17 protein-coding genes are annotated in these 14067 nt (G+C 65.2%); 9 read left to right on the forward strand and 8 right to left on the reverse strand.

The features are described 5' to 3' along the window. The first annotated feature begins 13 nt into the window (after positions 1-13). Entirely contained in the window at positions 14-448 is a 435-nt protein-coding gene (locus CV102_RS06755) for a universal stress protein (RefSeq protein WP_148857136.1), read from the forward strand. A 136-nt stretch (positions 449-584) separates the two neighbouring features. Next, positions 585-1013 (forward strand): arsenate-mycothiol transferase ArsC, encoded by a 429-nt coding sequence (locus CV102_RS06760; RefSeq protein ID WP_148857137.1) that lies wholly within the window; start codon positions 585-587, stop codon positions 1011-1013. A 13-nt stretch (positions 1014-1026) separates the two neighbouring features. Here CV102_RS06760 and CV102_RS06765 read toward each other — a convergent pair whose 3' ends face one another. Together CV102_RS06765 and thrS are read right to left on the reverse strand one after the other, a co-directional pair. Beyond that, positions 1027-1737 (reverse strand): phosphoribosyltransferase family protein, encoded by a 711-nt coding sequence (locus tag CV102_RS06765; protein WP_148857138.1) that lies wholly within the window; start codon positions 1735-1737, stop codon positions 1027-1029. Positions 1738-1865: 128 nt separating this feature from the next. Further along, complete coding sequence (gene thrS, locus CV102_RS06770; protein ID WP_148857139.1) at positions 1866-3806, reverse strand: threonine--tRNA ligase; 1941 nt, start codon at positions 3804-3806, stop codon at positions 1866-1868. A 237-nt stretch (positions 3807-4043) separates the two neighbouring features. Here thrS and CV102_RS06775 point away from each other — a divergent pair, with 237 nt between their 5' ends. The 3 genes from CV102_RS06775 to CV102_RS06785 all read left to right on the forward strand — a co-directional run bounded on the left by CV102_RS06775 (position 4044) and on the right by CV102_RS06785 (position 5869). Next, positions 4044-4388 (forward strand): DUF7322 domain-containing protein, encoded by a 345-nt coding sequence (locus CV102_RS06775; protein WP_148857140.1) that lies wholly within the window; start codon positions 4044-4046, stop codon positions 4386-4388. A 141-nt stretch (positions 4389-4529) separates the two neighbouring features. Continuing rightward, entirely contained in the window at positions 4530-5231 is a 702-nt protein-coding gene (locus tag CV102_RS06780) for an HAD family hydrolase (protein WP_148857141.1), read from the forward strand. Further along, a complete protein-coding gene (locus CV102_RS06785; protein ID WP_148857142.1) occupies positions 5228-5869 on the forward strand; it encodes a class II aldolase/adducin family protein in 642 nt (213 codons plus the stop codon). Before CV102_RS06780 ends, CV102_RS06785 begins: the two co-directional genes overlap by 4 nt. A 56-nt stretch (positions 5870-5925) precedes the next feature. On the opposite strand, the gene CV102_RS06790 is transcribed toward CV102_RS06785, so the two are convergent. Both CV102_RS06790 and pyrE read right to left on the reverse strand, forming a co-directional pair. After that, complete coding sequence (locus CV102_RS06790; RefSeq protein ID WP_148857143.1) at positions 5926-6114, reverse strand: hypothetical protein; 189 nt, start codon at positions 6112-6114, stop codon at positions 5926-5928. Between the two features lie 127 nt (positions 6115-6241). Further along, positions 6242-6769 (reverse strand): orotate phosphoribosyltransferase, encoded by a 528-nt coding sequence (pyrE, locus tag CV102_RS06795; protein WP_148857144.1) that lies wholly within the window; start codon positions 6767-6769, stop codon positions 6242-6244. A gap of 96 nt (positions 6770-6865) precedes the next feature. On the opposite strand from pyrE, the gene CV102_RS06800 reads away from it, so the two are divergent. Both CV102_RS06800 and CV102_RS06805 read left to right on the forward strand, forming a co-directional pair. Further along, positions 6866-7894, forward strand: coding sequence for an alpha/beta hydrolase (locus CV102_RS06800; protein WP_148857145.1), 1029 nt, complete (start codon positions 6866-6868; stop codon positions 7892-7894). 82 nt (positions 7895-7976) lie between these two features. Beyond that, positions 7977-9401 carry an amidohydrolase family protein gene (locus CV102_RS06805; protein ID WP_148857146.1) on the forward strand — a complete coding sequence of 475 codons (1425 nt, stop codon included), beginning with the start codon at positions 7977-7979 and terminating at the stop codon, positions 9399-9401. A 9-nt stretch (positions 9402-9410) separates the two neighbouring features. Here the strand turns inward: CV102_RS06805 and CV102_RS06810 are convergent, their stop codons facing one another. Next, on the reverse strand, positions 9411-9917 hold the full coding sequence (locus CV102_RS06810; RefSeq protein WP_148857147.1) for a hypothetical protein: 507 nt from the start codon (positions 9915-9917) through the stop codon (positions 9411-9413). A gap of 59 nt (positions 9918-9976) precedes the next feature. After that, entirely contained in the window at positions 9977-10336 is a 360-nt protein-coding gene (locus CV102_RS06815) for a 4a-hydroxytetrahydrobiopterin dehydratase (RefSeq protein ID WP_148857148.1), read from the reverse strand. Between the two features lie 162 nt (positions 10337-10498). On the opposite strand from CV102_RS06815, the gene CV102_RS06820 reads away from it, so the two are divergent. Both CV102_RS06820 and gdhB read left to right on the forward strand, forming a co-directional pair. Next, positions 10499-11677, forward strand: a complete 1179-nt coding sequence (locus CV102_RS06820) for a M24 family metallopeptidase (RefSeq protein WP_148857149.1) — start codon at positions 10499-10501, stop codon at positions 11675-11677. A 6-nt stretch (positions 11678-11683) separates the two neighbouring features. Then, positions 11684-12970 carry a glutamate dehydrogenase GdhB gene (gdhB, locus tag CV102_RS06825; protein ID WP_148857150.1) on the forward strand — a complete coding sequence of 429 codons (1287 nt, stop codon included), beginning with the start codon at positions 11684-11686 and terminating at the stop codon, positions 12968-12970. A gap of 53 nt (positions 12971-13023) precedes the next feature. Here gdhB and CV102_RS06830 read toward each other — a convergent pair whose 3' ends face one another. Both CV102_RS06830 and CV102_RS06835 read right to left on the reverse strand, forming a co-directional pair. Then, positions 13024-13395 (reverse strand): DUF7344 domain-containing protein, encoded by a 372-nt coding sequence (locus CV102_RS06830; protein WP_148857151.1) that lies wholly within the window; start codon positions 13393-13395, stop codon positions 13024-13026. Positions 13396-13529: 134 nt separating this feature from the next. Then, the gene (locus CV102_RS06835) at positions 13530-14003 is read right to left on the reverse strand and encodes an Lrp/AsnC family transcriptional regulator (protein ID WP_148857152.1); all 474 of its coding nucleotides are present in this window, start codon (positions 14001-14003) and stop codon (positions 13530-13532) included. Between the last annotated feature and the right edge of the window lie 64 nt (positions 14004-14067).

Below are 14067 nucleotides of genomic sequence, written 5' to 3' on the forward strand. Positions count from 1 at the left end.
TGTACACTCGTTCATGCCGAACCACGTTCTCGTTCCGGTAGACGACTCGGACCGTTCGACGCAGGCCCTCGAGTTTGCAGTCGAGGAGTACCCTGAGGCGACGATCACGGCGCTGCACATCCTCGATCCGGGGGACTTCTACGCGGCGACGGGGATCGAGGGTGGTGCGATGGCGAACTACGACGAGATCCAGAAACACCACGAGACGCGAGCCGACACGATTCTCGAGAACGCGAAAGAACAGGCGGCCGAGCACGGCGTCACCATCGAGACGGAGCGCATCGTCGGCGGCATCTCGAGATCGATCGTCGACTACGCGGACGACAACGACGTCGATCACATCGTCGTCGGCAGCCACGGACGGACCGGTGCCAGTCGAATCCTCCTCGGCAGCGTGGCCGAGACCGTCGCCCGACGATCGCCCGTGCCGGTGACGATCGTTCGCTGAGCCGGTCACGGTATCGCTCCCTTCGGAGACCGTCCTCGAGTGAGCGATGCATACCGAGTCCGCTTTCCCCTGAGACTGTAGCTCACAGGAGCCAACATACGAACGATTAGGCGGTTCGAACTCCTCCCTCCCGAGTATGTCGGACGAACCGACCACCGTCGCACTTGTCTGCGTCCAGAACGCCGGCCGGAGCCAGATGGCGACCGCCTACGCCGAGCGCGAACGCGACGCTCGTGACCTCACCGACGCCGTCGAGATCCTGTCGGGTGGAACGCATCCGGCGGAATCGGTCCACGACGTCGTCCTCGAGGCCATGCACGAGGCGGGGTTCGATCTCTCGGATCGGACGCCGGCAGAGATTACAGAGTCAGAACTCGAGGCCTGCGACTACGTCGCGACGATGGGCTGTTCGACGCTCGAACTCGACGCCGACACCGACGTCCGCGACTGGGACTTAGAGGATCCGCACGGGCGAGAGCTCGAGACGGTCCACGAGATCCGCGAGGACGTGAAAGCGCGCGTCGAGGCGCTGTTCGACGAGATCGAAGCCGGACGCGAGGAGTGATCGAAGAGCGAAATCAGACCGTCGTGAGAGAGCCGACCGGTGCGTCCGTTCGGTCACGGGCGCGCTCGATGCCGTCGTTGCCGGCCGCGATGAGCGCGAAGACGCCCGCGACGTCGGCGTCGGCGGTTTCGACGATATCGAGCAGCAGTTCCTGGGTCTCACCCGAGCGGATGAGGTCGTCGACGACGAGAACCGACTCGCCGGAATCGATCGCCGAGGCCGGCAGGTAGTAGGTGATCTCGATGCCGGACTGGAGCCGTTCGCGAGCCTCGATGAACTCCTCGACGGCGGTCTCCTTGGTCTTCTTCGCGTAGGCACAGCGAGTCCCGTAGTAGCTCGCGAGCGCCCCGGCCAGCGTGATGCCGTCGGTCGCGGCAGTCAGGACGACGTCGGGCCGGTCGAAGTCGAAGGCGTTGGCGACGACGGGAGCGACGAGGTCCAGAAAGGGCTGGTCGAAGACGGTCGCCGTGTTGTCGACGTAGCCCTCCTCGTCGACGGTGATCCTGGCGTCGAGTTCGTCCGCGAGCGCGTCCCGTCCCAGTTCCTCGACGACCTCCGCCGCGCGATCGGTTCCGGGAAGGACGTGCCCGTTGACGTAGCGGTTGAGGTCGCCGGCCGGCAGGTCCGTTTCCTCGGCGAGTTCGTCGTACGTTCGCGTCTCTTTCAGCATCCGCAGGACGTCGACCGCCCGGAGCTGGAGGGCGGCCTTCTCGGCGCGGTTCATAGTGATGTTCACGATTCCGTAACCATGGATATGTCGATTGCGGACAAGATGAATATCAGCACGTACGTGATCGTGTCACACGCAACTCGTCGGGGTGAATCGCGTCGAAAAGACCGCGAAACCGGCCGCTACTGGAGGAAGTCGGGTTCCGTCCGTTTCTCCTCGCGTTCGGCCTCGAGGTGGTCGCGGAACGCCTCGATCTCGACGTCGTACTCCTGATCCTCGAAGCGGTCGCGCACCGAGATGTTGCCGTCTTCCTCCTCGTTGTCGCCGACGATGATCTGGTAGGGGACCCGATCGTCGTGGGCCGCGCGGATCTTGCGCTCGAGGGTGCTGTCACGGTCGTCGACCTCGACGCGGAAGCCGTCGAACTCGTTGGCGACGCGGTGGGCGTAGCCCAGGTTGCCGTCGGAGATCGGCAGCACGCGGACCTGCTCGGGAGCGAGCCAGAGCGGGAAGTTACCCTCGTAGTGTTCGATGAGCATCATGAAGAAGCGCTCGTAGCTGCCGTACAGTGCGCGGTGGATCATCACCGGCTCGTGTTCCTCGTTGTCCTCGCCGACGTAGTCGAGATCGAACCGCTGGGGCATGTTGAAGTCCAGTTGGACGGTGGGGCCGTCCCACGAGCGGCCGATGGCGTCCTCGAACGCGAAGTCGATTTTCGGGCCGTAGAAGGCGCCGTCGCCCTCCTCGAGTTCGTAGTCGAGGTTTCGCTTTTCGAGGACCGACTCGAGCTGCTCCTCGGCGCGGTCCCAGATCTCGTCGCTGCCGACGGACTTCTCGGGACGCGTCGCCAGCGCCATCTCGTACTCGAGGTCGAACGTCTCGAGCACGTCCGTGATCATGTCCATGATCCCCTCGACCTCGCGCTCGATCTGGTCGGGGCGGATGAACAGGTGGCCGTCGTCGATCGTGAACGCCCAGACCCGCGACAGGCCCGAGAGCTCGCCGCGCTGTTCCTTGCGGTAGACCTTCCCGTTCTCCGCGTAGCGGATGGGGAGATCCCGATAGGACCAGGAGTGGTCCTGGAAGATGGCGGCGTGGCCCGGACAGTTCATCGGCTTCAGGCCGAACTCGTCGTCGCCGACGTCGAAGATGAACATGTCGTCGGCGTAGTTCTCGTAGTGGCCCGAGCGGTGCCAGAGGTCCGTCTTGAAGACGTGGGGCGTCTCGACGTAGTCGTAGCCCGCCTCCTGGTTGAGGCTCTCGACGAAGTCCTCGAGCTCTTTCAGCACCGTCTTCCCGGCCGGGTGATACAGCGGCAGTCCGGGGCCCGTCACGTCCTGGATCGAGAAGAGATCCATCTCGTTGCCGATGCGGCGGTGGTCGCGCTTCTCGGCTTCCTCCTTGCGTTCGACGAACTCCTCGAGGTCGCTCTCGTCCTCGAAAGCGGTGCCGTAGATCCGCGTCTGCATCGTGTTCTCCTCGTCGCCGCGCCAGTAGGCGCCGGCGATCTCGAGCAGTTTGACGACGCCGATCTCTCCCGTCGAATCGACGTGCGGGCCGGCACAGAGGTCCTCCCACTCGCCCTGTTTGTAGAAGGTGACCTGCTGGCCTTCGTCGGCGAGTTCCTCGAGAAGCTCGAGCTTGTACGGTTCGTCGGCCAGCCGGTCGCGGGCCTCGTCGACGGAGAGCTCCTCGCGCTCGATCTCGTAGTCTTCTGCGATGATCTCCTCGATCTCCCGCTCGAGGTCGGCGAGATCCTCCTCGTCGACGTCGAGGTTGTCGAAGTCGTAGTAGAAGCCCTCGTCCGTCGGCGGGCCGATCGCGAGATCGACGTCGTCGTAGTGGCGCTCGACGGCCTGGGCGAGACAGTGCGAGGCGGAGTGGCGCATGACCCGGAGGTACTCCTCGGAGCCGTCGGTGACGATCTCGAGTTCCGCGCCGTCGTAGACGGCTGCTTCCTTGGCGACGAGTTCGCCGTCGAGCTTTCCGGCGACCGTGTCGCTTCCGAGGCCGGGGCCGATCTCGTAGGCGCAGTCTTCGACCGTCGCGTCGGCGTCGACCTCGAGTTCGGATCCGTCTGGCAGTACGACCGCTATCCGCTGCTGTGAATCTGGTTCTGACATTGCTGTAATCGGTGTGGGAACTTCGGACAGAAGTTCGGACGGGCGTCCGCGCACGCCGCTCGCTGGCGGATCGGGACCGGCACAGCGAGCGGTAGGTGTGGATTAGAAGCGGGCGAGAGCCCCTGTAAAGCGGACACCTACCATCGTGACTACGAGTTATCTCGAGCGGGATAAAAACATTGTGATGGTGTGGTCGCCGGCCGAACGGTTTTGACTCCAAGCGAGCTAGACCGGATCGTGGGCATTGATCCGTCAGGAGACGACGATCCGTTCGAAGATCCGTTCGAAGACCCGTTCGCGGACGACCCACTCGAGGATTCGTTCGAAGACGATTCGTTCGGCGGTGGGGACGATGGTGCCGACGAACTCGAGGACACGTTCAATTCGATTGAGCGATCGACGCTCGTCGCGTTCATCGTCGTCGCGGTACTCGTCCACGCCGGACTCTTCGGTGCCAGCCTGGGGGTGATGCTGATCGGATTCCGGGCGCAGTGGATCTTCGGTGGCGCGCTCACGGTCGGCGGCGTCCTCGCGCTGGTTCTCGGGGTCGTGGCGTACCGACGGTACCGGAGCCGACAGTGAGTTTTTGATCGAGGGCGGCCGGAATCTACGGATTCCCGGGTGTTCTATCGCGCTGGGCGTCCGGAGCCTCGCAGCTCGCGGGCGATCCGGGATACTGTCGGAATCGACACGCGTTTGTCGTCTCGGCGAACACGACACCGTATGACACCCTCGGTCGCGCTGTTCGACCTCGACGATACGCTCTATCCGTACCCGCCGTGCAAGGAGGCGGGGATGGACGCAGCCTTCGAGACCGCCCGCGAGTTAGGATACGATTTCGACCGTGAATCCTTCGACGAGTTCTACCAGACCGGGCGTCTCGAGGTCAAGCGCGAACTCTCGGGAACCGCAGCTACCCACGAGCGGTTCATCTACTTCAAGCGTGCGCTCGAGGAGCACACCGGCGAACCCAGGGCCGGCGACGCCCTGGCGCTCGGCGACGCGTTCTGGGAGGCCTACGTCGACGAGATGGAGCTCTTCCCGGGTGTCGAGGAGACGCTCGAGACGCTCCAGCGAGAGGGCGTCGACGTCGCGATCACGACCAACCTGACGACCCGAATTCAGCTCGCGAAGGTCGAAACGCTGGGACTCGAGTCCGACATCGATCTCCTGCTCACCTCCGAGGAGACGGGCCGGGAAAAACCGGGTTCGGTCATGTTCACCCTGCCGCTGGCGCGACTCGACCGGCGCCCCTCGGAAGCGATAATGGTCGGCGACAACGTCGGCGCCGATATCGTGGGCGCCAACGCCGTCGGCCTCGAGACGGTGCTCTGGAACGCCGACCCCGACGAACCGCTCGAGGGACGACGGAAACCCGACCACAGGATAGATGCCTTCGAGGAGCTAACGGAGGTGGTACTGTGATCCTCGAGTCCGAGCGACGACAGGTCGTCGAGCACGCCGCCGAACTGGCCGAACTGACCCCCGCGCGGACGGGGAACCTGAGCGTCCGGGACGGCACGGACGGCGACGCCTTCGCGATCACGCCGACGGGCGTTCCCTACGACAGCTTCGACGTCGAGCAGACGCCGGTCGTCGGCGTCGACGGCGAGCAGCGCGACGGCGAGATGGCGCCCAGCAGCGAGGTCCCGATGCACAGCGCCATCTACCGCCGGGAGGACGTCGGCGCCATCGTCCACACCCACTCGCCGTGGTCGACGGCGCTGGCGACGGCCCACCAGCCGCTGCCGCCGATCCACTACATGATCGTCGCGGTCGGGAAGCGGGTGCCGGTCGCCGAGTACGCCCCCTACGGCACCGACCAGCTGGCTGCAAACATCGTCCGGGCGATGGAAGACGCCGGTTCGACCGCCTCGTTCATCGAAAATCACGGCCTCGTGGTGACGGCGCCGGACCTCGAGACCGCCCTCGAGAACACCCACCACGTCGAGAGCCTGGCCCGGCTCTACCTCGAGATCCGATCGGCGGGGCTCGAGCCGCGAGAGCTCTCGGACGAGCAGCTGGAGACGGTGCTCGAGAAGTTCGAGTCCTACGGGCAGTAAATCGAGTCCTACGGACAGTAAACCGCCGAGAACGCTGTTTTCTCGGGATCGATTCGTCACCCGTTACGCACGGGATCCGCCGGTTCGGGTTGCCGGTACAGCAAGACGAGACCGACGGTCGCGAGGACGGTCCCGACGGTAAGCAGATGGAACCGGGACGCTCGAACGATCGTGTATATTTCGGGGAGGAAGCCGACGAGAGCGAGCGCGATCCCGGCACAGAGGAGTACGTATTCGTTTTTCATACAGTCTCGCTCTCGTGAGATACTGAATTTCTTTCGGCGTGGTCGTCGTGCTAACCGAGCGCGACCGTCTCTTTCGCTCGAGCGACGCCGTCGATCACCGCCTGGGAGGGACCCGATCCCGTCGGGGTCAGTCCCGATCTGCCAGCAACTCTTCTGCGGTCACGAGCGCCTCCATCTCGAGACCCGCCTCTTCGACGTTCTCGCGGCCGCCCTCCTGCCGGTCGACGACGACTAAGGCGCGCTCGACGGTGGCGCCCGCCTCTCGAAGCGCCTCGACGGCGTCGACCAGACTCGTCCCCGTGGTGACGATGTCCTCGACGACGACGACCTCCTCGCCGTCCTCGAGGCGACCCTCGACCAGGTTCCCGGTGCCGTACTCCTTGCGCTGCTTGCGCGCGATGACGTAGGGAACGCCCGCGGCGACGCTGGTTGCGGCCGCCAGCGGGACACCGCCGAGGGCGACGCCGCCGAGTTTGTCACCCGCCTCGAGTCGCTCGGCGAAGGCGTCGGCGATGGCCTCGAGACAGCGCGGATCCGTCTCGAAGAGGTACTTGTCGACGTAGTACTCGCTCGTGCCGCCGTGGGAGAGTTCGAACTCGCCGAACTGTACGGCCTCCGCCTCGCGCAGCGCGTCGATGAGGTCCTGGTTCGTCATTAGGGGGAGAGGCGACCCGCACCGAAATAAACGGTCTGATACTGGCGGGCGGCGGCCGCCGGAGCCACTTTGGGAGCGGGCTTCGAAGAGCCGCCGATGACACCGGCTCCAGAGAACGGGTCTTCCGCCGTCGACGAAGCGCACGCTGCCGACGAACCACGCCCCGAGGCGCAGGCGGTGCTCGACGCGCTCGAGGCGATGGGCGCCCCTTCTATCGCCGACCTCACGCCAGAGGACGCACGCGAGCGGATGGACGACCTGCTCGCGGTGGACTCGAGTATCGAGGTCGCGAGCGTCGAAGACCGGCGTATCGACGGCCCTGGAAGCGAGATTCCGATCCGGATCTACGATCCGTCCGGCGAGTCGAACGACAGCGAGGCGGACGACGGCGAGGCGGAATCGCGACCGGCGATCTGTTTCTTCCACGGCGGCGGCTGGGTTCTCGGCGACCTCGAGTCAGCCGACCCGACCTGCCGGAAGCTGGCGACCGAGACCGGTTATCCCGTCGTCAGCGTAGAGTACCGGCTCGCGCCGGAACACCCGTTCCCGGCCGGGCTCGAGGACTGTTATGCCACCCTCGAGTGGGTCGCGGAGAACGCCGCCGAGTTCGGCGGCGACCCCGACCAGATCGTCCTCGCGGGCGACAGCGCCGGCGGGAACCTCGCGGCGGGGACGTGCCTCCTGACGCGGTACCGCGACGGGCCGGACGTCGCCTACCAGGTCCTCGTCTATCCCGTCACCGGCGACGCGACCGAAACGGCAGCCTACGAGGAGAACGCGGCGGAGTACGGGCTGACGGCCGACGAGAGCGAGTGGTTCCGGAACCACTACTTCGAGCGCGAGATCGACGCGGCCAATATCTTCGCCGCGCCGCGGCTCGCGAACGATCGGCTCCTCTCGGAACTGCCGCCGGCGACGATCCTCACGGCTGGCTTCGACCTCCTCCGGGACGACGGTGCGGCCTACGCCGACCGACTCGAGGGTGCTGGCGTCACCGTCAGCTACCGAAACTATCCGGGAATGATCCACGGCTTCTTCGGGATGCTCGAGCAACCGGCGGACCTCTCGGTCGCCCACGAGGCCCACGCCGACGTGGTGGCCGATTTGCGGGACGCGCTCGAGTAGCCCGTCCGGTCGACCGATCGGCGGTCGAGATTCGCGTTCACGTTCGCGGACACTTTTGTCGCCGTGCGCCCTCACTCGAAGCATGGATCTCGCGATCACGAACACGCTCGCGCTGACGATGCGCGACGATCGACTGGGCATGCTCGAGGACGCGACGATCGCCGTCGACGACGGGGAAATCGCGTTCGTCGGCCCGGCGGACGAGTTTTCAGGTGACCCCGAACGCACCATCGACGGCGACGGCCTCGTGACGATGCCCGGGCTGGTGAACGTCCACGCGCACACCGGCCTGACGCTGCTCCGGGGCGGCGCGCAGGACGTCCCCGAGATCGAGTGGATGAACCGCGCGCTCGGGCCGCTCTCGGCGGCGATGGCGCCCGCCGATCACGTCGCGGGAGCGAGACTGGGCGTGCTCGAGGCGGTTCGCTCCGGCGTGACGACCGTCGGCGAGTACGCCCGCGACGTCGGGAGACTCGTCGAAGAGGCCTACGAGCCGACGGGCGTTCGCGTCGTCGCGACGGAGACGATCAACGCCGTCGACGGCCCGACGGACGATCTCGGGCCCGACGAGCCGTATCCGCTCGACGAAGCGCAGGGACGGTCGGCGCTCGAGCGCAACGAGGCGCTGTTCGACGCATACGCAGACCACGAGCGCGTCTCGTGTCTGTACGGCCCGCAGGCGCTAGACATGGTGCCGCCGGGACTGCTCGAGGAGATCCGCGACCGCGCCGCGGAGCACGACCGCGGGATCCACATGCACGTCGCCCAGGGCGGACGCGAGCAGCGCCAGATCGAGGCGCGCTACGGCGCGGACGAGACGACCGTGAGCGTGCTCGAGGATCTGGGACTCGTCTCGGATCAACTCCTCGCGGCGCATCTCCACGGCGCGACGCGAGACGAGCGTGCCCACCTGGCCGACGCGGGCGTTCGAATGGCCGCGAACCCGAGTTCGATCGCCGCGATCGACGGCGTCACCCCGCCGATTGCCGAATATCGCGAGCACGGCGGCGTCGCAGGTATCGGCACCGATCAGGCGCCGGGACCGGGCGGGCACGACTTCCTCCGGGAGCTCCGGACGACGGCGCTGCTCGCGAAGACGAAGCGGACGGATCCGACCGCGTTCCCGGCCTGGGAGGCGCTTCGTGTCGGGACGATCGAGGGGGCGCGGGCGCTCGGGATCGACGACCGCGTCGGGTCGCTCGAGGCCGGAAAGCGAGCCGACGTCGTTCTGCTCGACCTCAAGCATCCGTCGACGGCACCGATCGTCTCCGAGCCGCTGCACACGGCGGTGCCGAACATCGTCTACGGCGCGAACGCCGGCGTCGTGGACACCGTTCTCGTCGACGGGGAGGTCGTCCTCGAGGACGATGCGGTTCGGACCGTCGACGAGCGGGAGATCCTCGAGACGGCGAACGAGCGCGCGAGCGACGTCTTCGCTCGAGCGGCAGAGACGTGGCGGGACGCCAATTCGGAACTCGTCGACCGTGTCGAGGACGGCTGGCTCTGAGGGGCAGAACTACTCCAGGACGGTCTGCGGACGTTTGAGGTACATCTCCTGGTCGACGACCCGTTCGTAAACGTCGTAGAGGGTGTCGACCGCGTCGCGATCCGGCTGAAACTGGATGTGCGGCGCCGAGTGGTAGGCCCGACAGGAGGTCAGAAAGAAGTAGAGCGTCTTGTGGTGTTTCGGCGTCGCGTCGACGACGCCCAGCGAATCGCCGGCGAGATCGTCGGAGAAGTCGTTGAGCATCGCTGCGATGTCGTCGGCGAGTTCCTCGTCCGGGCGGTAGACCGGGGCCCCGAACGTCTGCTCGAGGAACTGGGTCGTCGCCTGGAGGAACGGGTTCGAGTCGATCCCGGTCGGGTCGACGGCCGCGAAGGTCTCGTACAGGTCCAGCAGCGTCGTCAGTTCGTCGCTGGTGATCGCGATCGGCATCACCGGATCGCCGCGAGGGAGGGAGTACTCCGGAAAGCTGTGGGTCCCAGGGTTGGGGAGCGCCGATAGCGTGTCATCGATACCCATGGAATGTCAACGGCTCGCGCGCCCTAACCGTTTCCGGAGATCGAGGCCCTCGGTTGCCGTTACTCCTCGGGTTCGTACTCCTCGTAGATCCGGTCCATGCGGGCCGCCATGACGAAGTCCGCCTCCAGCAGGCCGTCGATCTTGTGCGTCCACATCTCGATCACTACCTCGCCCCACGAGAGGTGGATGTCGGGGTGGTGCCACTCCTCCTCGGCCAGTTCGCCGACCTCCTTCGTGAACTCGAGAGCGTCCCGGAAATCCTCGAACTCGTAGGTGCCCTCGAGGTGGTGTTCGTCGACGACTTCCCAGACGTCGCGGTCGAGTTCCTCGTACAGATCGATCAGTTCCTGTCCCTCGAGGGGGTCCTCGTCGCCGGTACAGGCCTCACACTCTCGATCGGCAAGTTCGGTCTCTGCCATACGTGAACAGACGGCGTCCGAAGCTATGTAACTCTCCCGCCGGCGAGCGAATCGGCAGCGCATCCCGATCGACCTGCCCAGATGTATACAGTTACTGTAACCATTGTACACGAAAAACTTTTAGCGCTTCTGCGCAACCTACTGGATACAGCATCCGTTATCATGTCCCAGGATATCTTCGACGAGCGAGAGTACGAACGACGGTTGGGGCGGACGAAGGAGCGCCTCCGCGAGGAGGAACTCGACGCCATCGTCGTCTCGGACCCGGCGAACATGAACTATCTGGCGGGATACGACGGCTGGTCGTTCTACGTCCACCAGGCAGTCATCGTGACGCCGGAGCGCGACGAACCCGTCTGGGTCGGTCGCGAGATGGACGCCAACGGCGCGCGAGCGACCACTTGGCTCTCGGAGGAGAGCATCCGATCCTACAGCGACGACCACGTTCACTCACCGTACGACCTGCACCCGATGGACTACGTCGCGGGCGTGCTCGAGGAACTCGAGGTCGACGGCGGCCGAATCGGCCTCGAGATGGACGCCTCCTACTTCACCGCGAAATCCTACACGCGCCTTCAGGAGAACCTTCCGGAGGCCGACTTCGAGGACACGACGCTGCTCGTCAACTGGGTCCGCGTCAAGAAGTCCGAGCAGGAACTCGAGTACATGCGGCAGGCGGCCCGGATCTCCGAGAACGCGATGCGGGCGGGACTCGACGCGATCGAGGAGGGCGTCCCCGAGTACGAGGCGGCGGCGGCGATCTACGAGCGGTTGATCCGTGGCACCGACGAGTTCGGCGGTGACTACCCGTCGATCGTCCCGCTCATGCCCTCGGGCGACCACACCGGAACGCCACACCTGACCTGGACCGATCGTCCGTTCGAGGACGGCGATCCGGTCATCATCGAACTCTCGGGGTGCCGTCACCGATACCACTCGCCGCTCGCCCGGACGACGTTCGTCGGCGACCCTCCCACGGAGCTCCAGGAGACCGCCGACATCGTCGTCGAGGGGATCGAAGCCGCGCTCGATACCGCCGAGCCCGGCGTCACCTGCGAGGCGGTCGAGAAGGCCTGGCGCGATAAGATCGCGGAGTACGGTCTCGAGAAGGAGGACCGCATCGGCTACTCGATGGGACTGGGCTACCCGCCGGACTGGGGCGAACACACCGCGAGCATTCGTCCCGGTGACGAGACGGTGCTCGAGGAGGACATGACGTTCCACATGATCCCCGGTATCTGGACGGACGAAATCGGAATGGAGATCAGCGAGACGTTCCACGTTACGAGTAGCGGAGCCGAAACGCTTGCAGACTTCCCGCGAAAACTGTTCACCGCGTAACCCCCGATGAGTACACCACCATCCCAGCAGGAAGCCGAACCGGACGAGGAACTCGATTCGGCGCTCGTCACTGCCCGCCGGCAGCTCGAGCGCGCCGCAACGCACATCGACGTCGACGAGGGGGTCATCGAACGGCTCAAATATCCGACCCGAGTCGAGCAGGTATCGGTCCCGCTCGAGCGTGACGACGGGAGCGTCGACGTCTTCACGGGCTACCGCGCCCAGCACGACGACGTCCGCGGGCCGTACAAGGGCGGCCTCCGGTACCATCCCGAAGTGAACGCCGACGAGTGTATCGGCCTCTCGATGTGGATGACCTGGAAGTGCGCCGTCATGGATCTCCCCTTCGGCGGCGGGAAAGGCGGCATCTCCATCAACCCCAAGTCGCTGAGCGACGAGGAGACGGAGCGGCTCACCCGCCGGTTCGCCGAGGAGCTGCGCTACGTCATCGGCCCGACGACGGACGTTCCGGCACCCGACATGGGGACGGACGCCCAGACGATGGCCTGGTTCATGGACGCCTACTCGATGCAGCAGGGTGAGACGATTCCCGGCGTCGTCACCGGGAAGCCACCCGTTATCGGCGGTAGCTACGGCCGCGAGGAGGCCCCCGGTCGATCGACCGCGATCGCCGCCCGCGAGGCCGTCGACTACTACGGCGGTGACCTCGAGGATACCACGGTCGCCGTCCAGGGATTCGGGAGCGTCGGCGCGAACGCCGCCCGCCTGCTCGAGGAGTGGGGCGCGACCGTCGTCGCCGTCAGCGACGTCAACGGCGCGATCTACGATCCGGACGGACTCGATATCGGATCGATCCCGACCCACGAAGAAGAGCCCGAGGCGGTTCTCGAACAGGACGCGCCGGAACACCTCTCCAACGAGGAGATCCTCGAACTCGACGTAGACGTGCTGATCCCCGCCGCGGTCGGCAACGTTATCACTGCCGACAACGCCGACCGCATCGCGGCCGACATCGTCGTCGAGGGCGCGAACGGGCCGACGACGTTCGCCGCCGACACCATTCTCGAGGAACGCGGCGTCCACGTGATTCCGGACATCCTCGCCAACGCTGGCGGCGTCACGGTGAGCTACTTCGAGTGGCTCCAGGACATCAACCGCCGGAAGTGGAGCCTCGAGGAGGTCAACGAGGAACTCGAGGCGAAGATGCTCGACGCCTGGGAGGAGGTCCGGACGGAGGTCGAGGCGAAGGAGCTCTCCTGGCGCGACGCGGCCTACGTCGTCGCGCTCTCCCGGATTGCGGAGGCAAAAGAGAAGCGCGGCCTCTGGCCGTAGTCGAGCGTCTCAGTTCAGGTCACTGACGCGAGACGCGCTTTCTGACCGGTACGCTACCCGTTACGGTCGGGAAATCCCGAGTCCTCATGTCTCGTGGTGGCGCGTATCGTCCTCAAGAGAGATTCGATGCGGTGGCCGCTCCGATACCGGACCGTCTCCCGGTCCCAGTCGACGTCGACTATCCCGGCGTCGGAGAGCATCGGTAGGTGGACATGCAAGAGCGCGATTCGTGCTTCGTCACCGGTCAGTTTCTCACGACTATCGACCAGGAGTCCGTCACGCAGTTCGTCGATGGTCGCGACGGTGTCGTTCTCCTGAGATAGTTGCCAAAGCAGATGTCGTCGGATGGGGTTGGCAAGAATCCGGAGAGAGCTGTCGAGTTGTTCGTCGTTCCACTCGGTACTGGGGCTGGGAGACGCTTTCATTGGCGTTCGACCTCGTCAGAAGGGAAGCGTTAGCGGGTGTTATCTATTCTCGTACGTTCGCGCGCAGGTCCTTGGAAAGTATTCGGACGTATAAATAGCCGCTTCCGGATTGTAAACGACGTTCTATTTCGCCATCAGTTTTCGCCCTCGGTTTCGAGGAGGGCCAGCGGATGGTAATACTGGTTTCGAACGAGAACTTCGTCGCTAATCGAGACGCCCATTTCGGACAACTCCGTGACGATCCGGGTGATGTCGTCGTTGGACTGGCCGACGGTTTCGAGTCGAATATTGCCCTCACCGATCATGAGTTCGCGAACGTTCACCACGCCAGGGACGTCGAGCGCTCGTCGAGCGAGGGCTTCTCGTTCGACTATCGGCGCGGTACCCGTAATCAGGACGTGCAAGGGGAACCCTGCCCGGTCGTAGTCCAGTACGGTGTAGTAATCGGTGATAATTCCGTCCGCTTCCAGGTGGGTGATACGGTTACTGACGGTGCTCGCCGTCACGCCCACCTGCTCAGCGATATCTCTCGTCGTCGTGTTGCGGGCGTCTTGCTGGAGTGCGTACAGAATCCCCCTGTCGACATCGTCCAGTACGGTAGCAGACATATGGTACCATTACGCACGAATCGCAAAGAAGATTCACTGGTCGGTATGGGACGACGAGACGACC

The organism is Natronococcus pandeyae (genome assembly GCF_008122205.1).
GTDB classification, from domain to species: domain Archaea; phylum Halobacteriota; class Halobacteria; order Halobacteriales; family Natrialbaceae; genus Natronococcus; species Natronococcus pandeyae.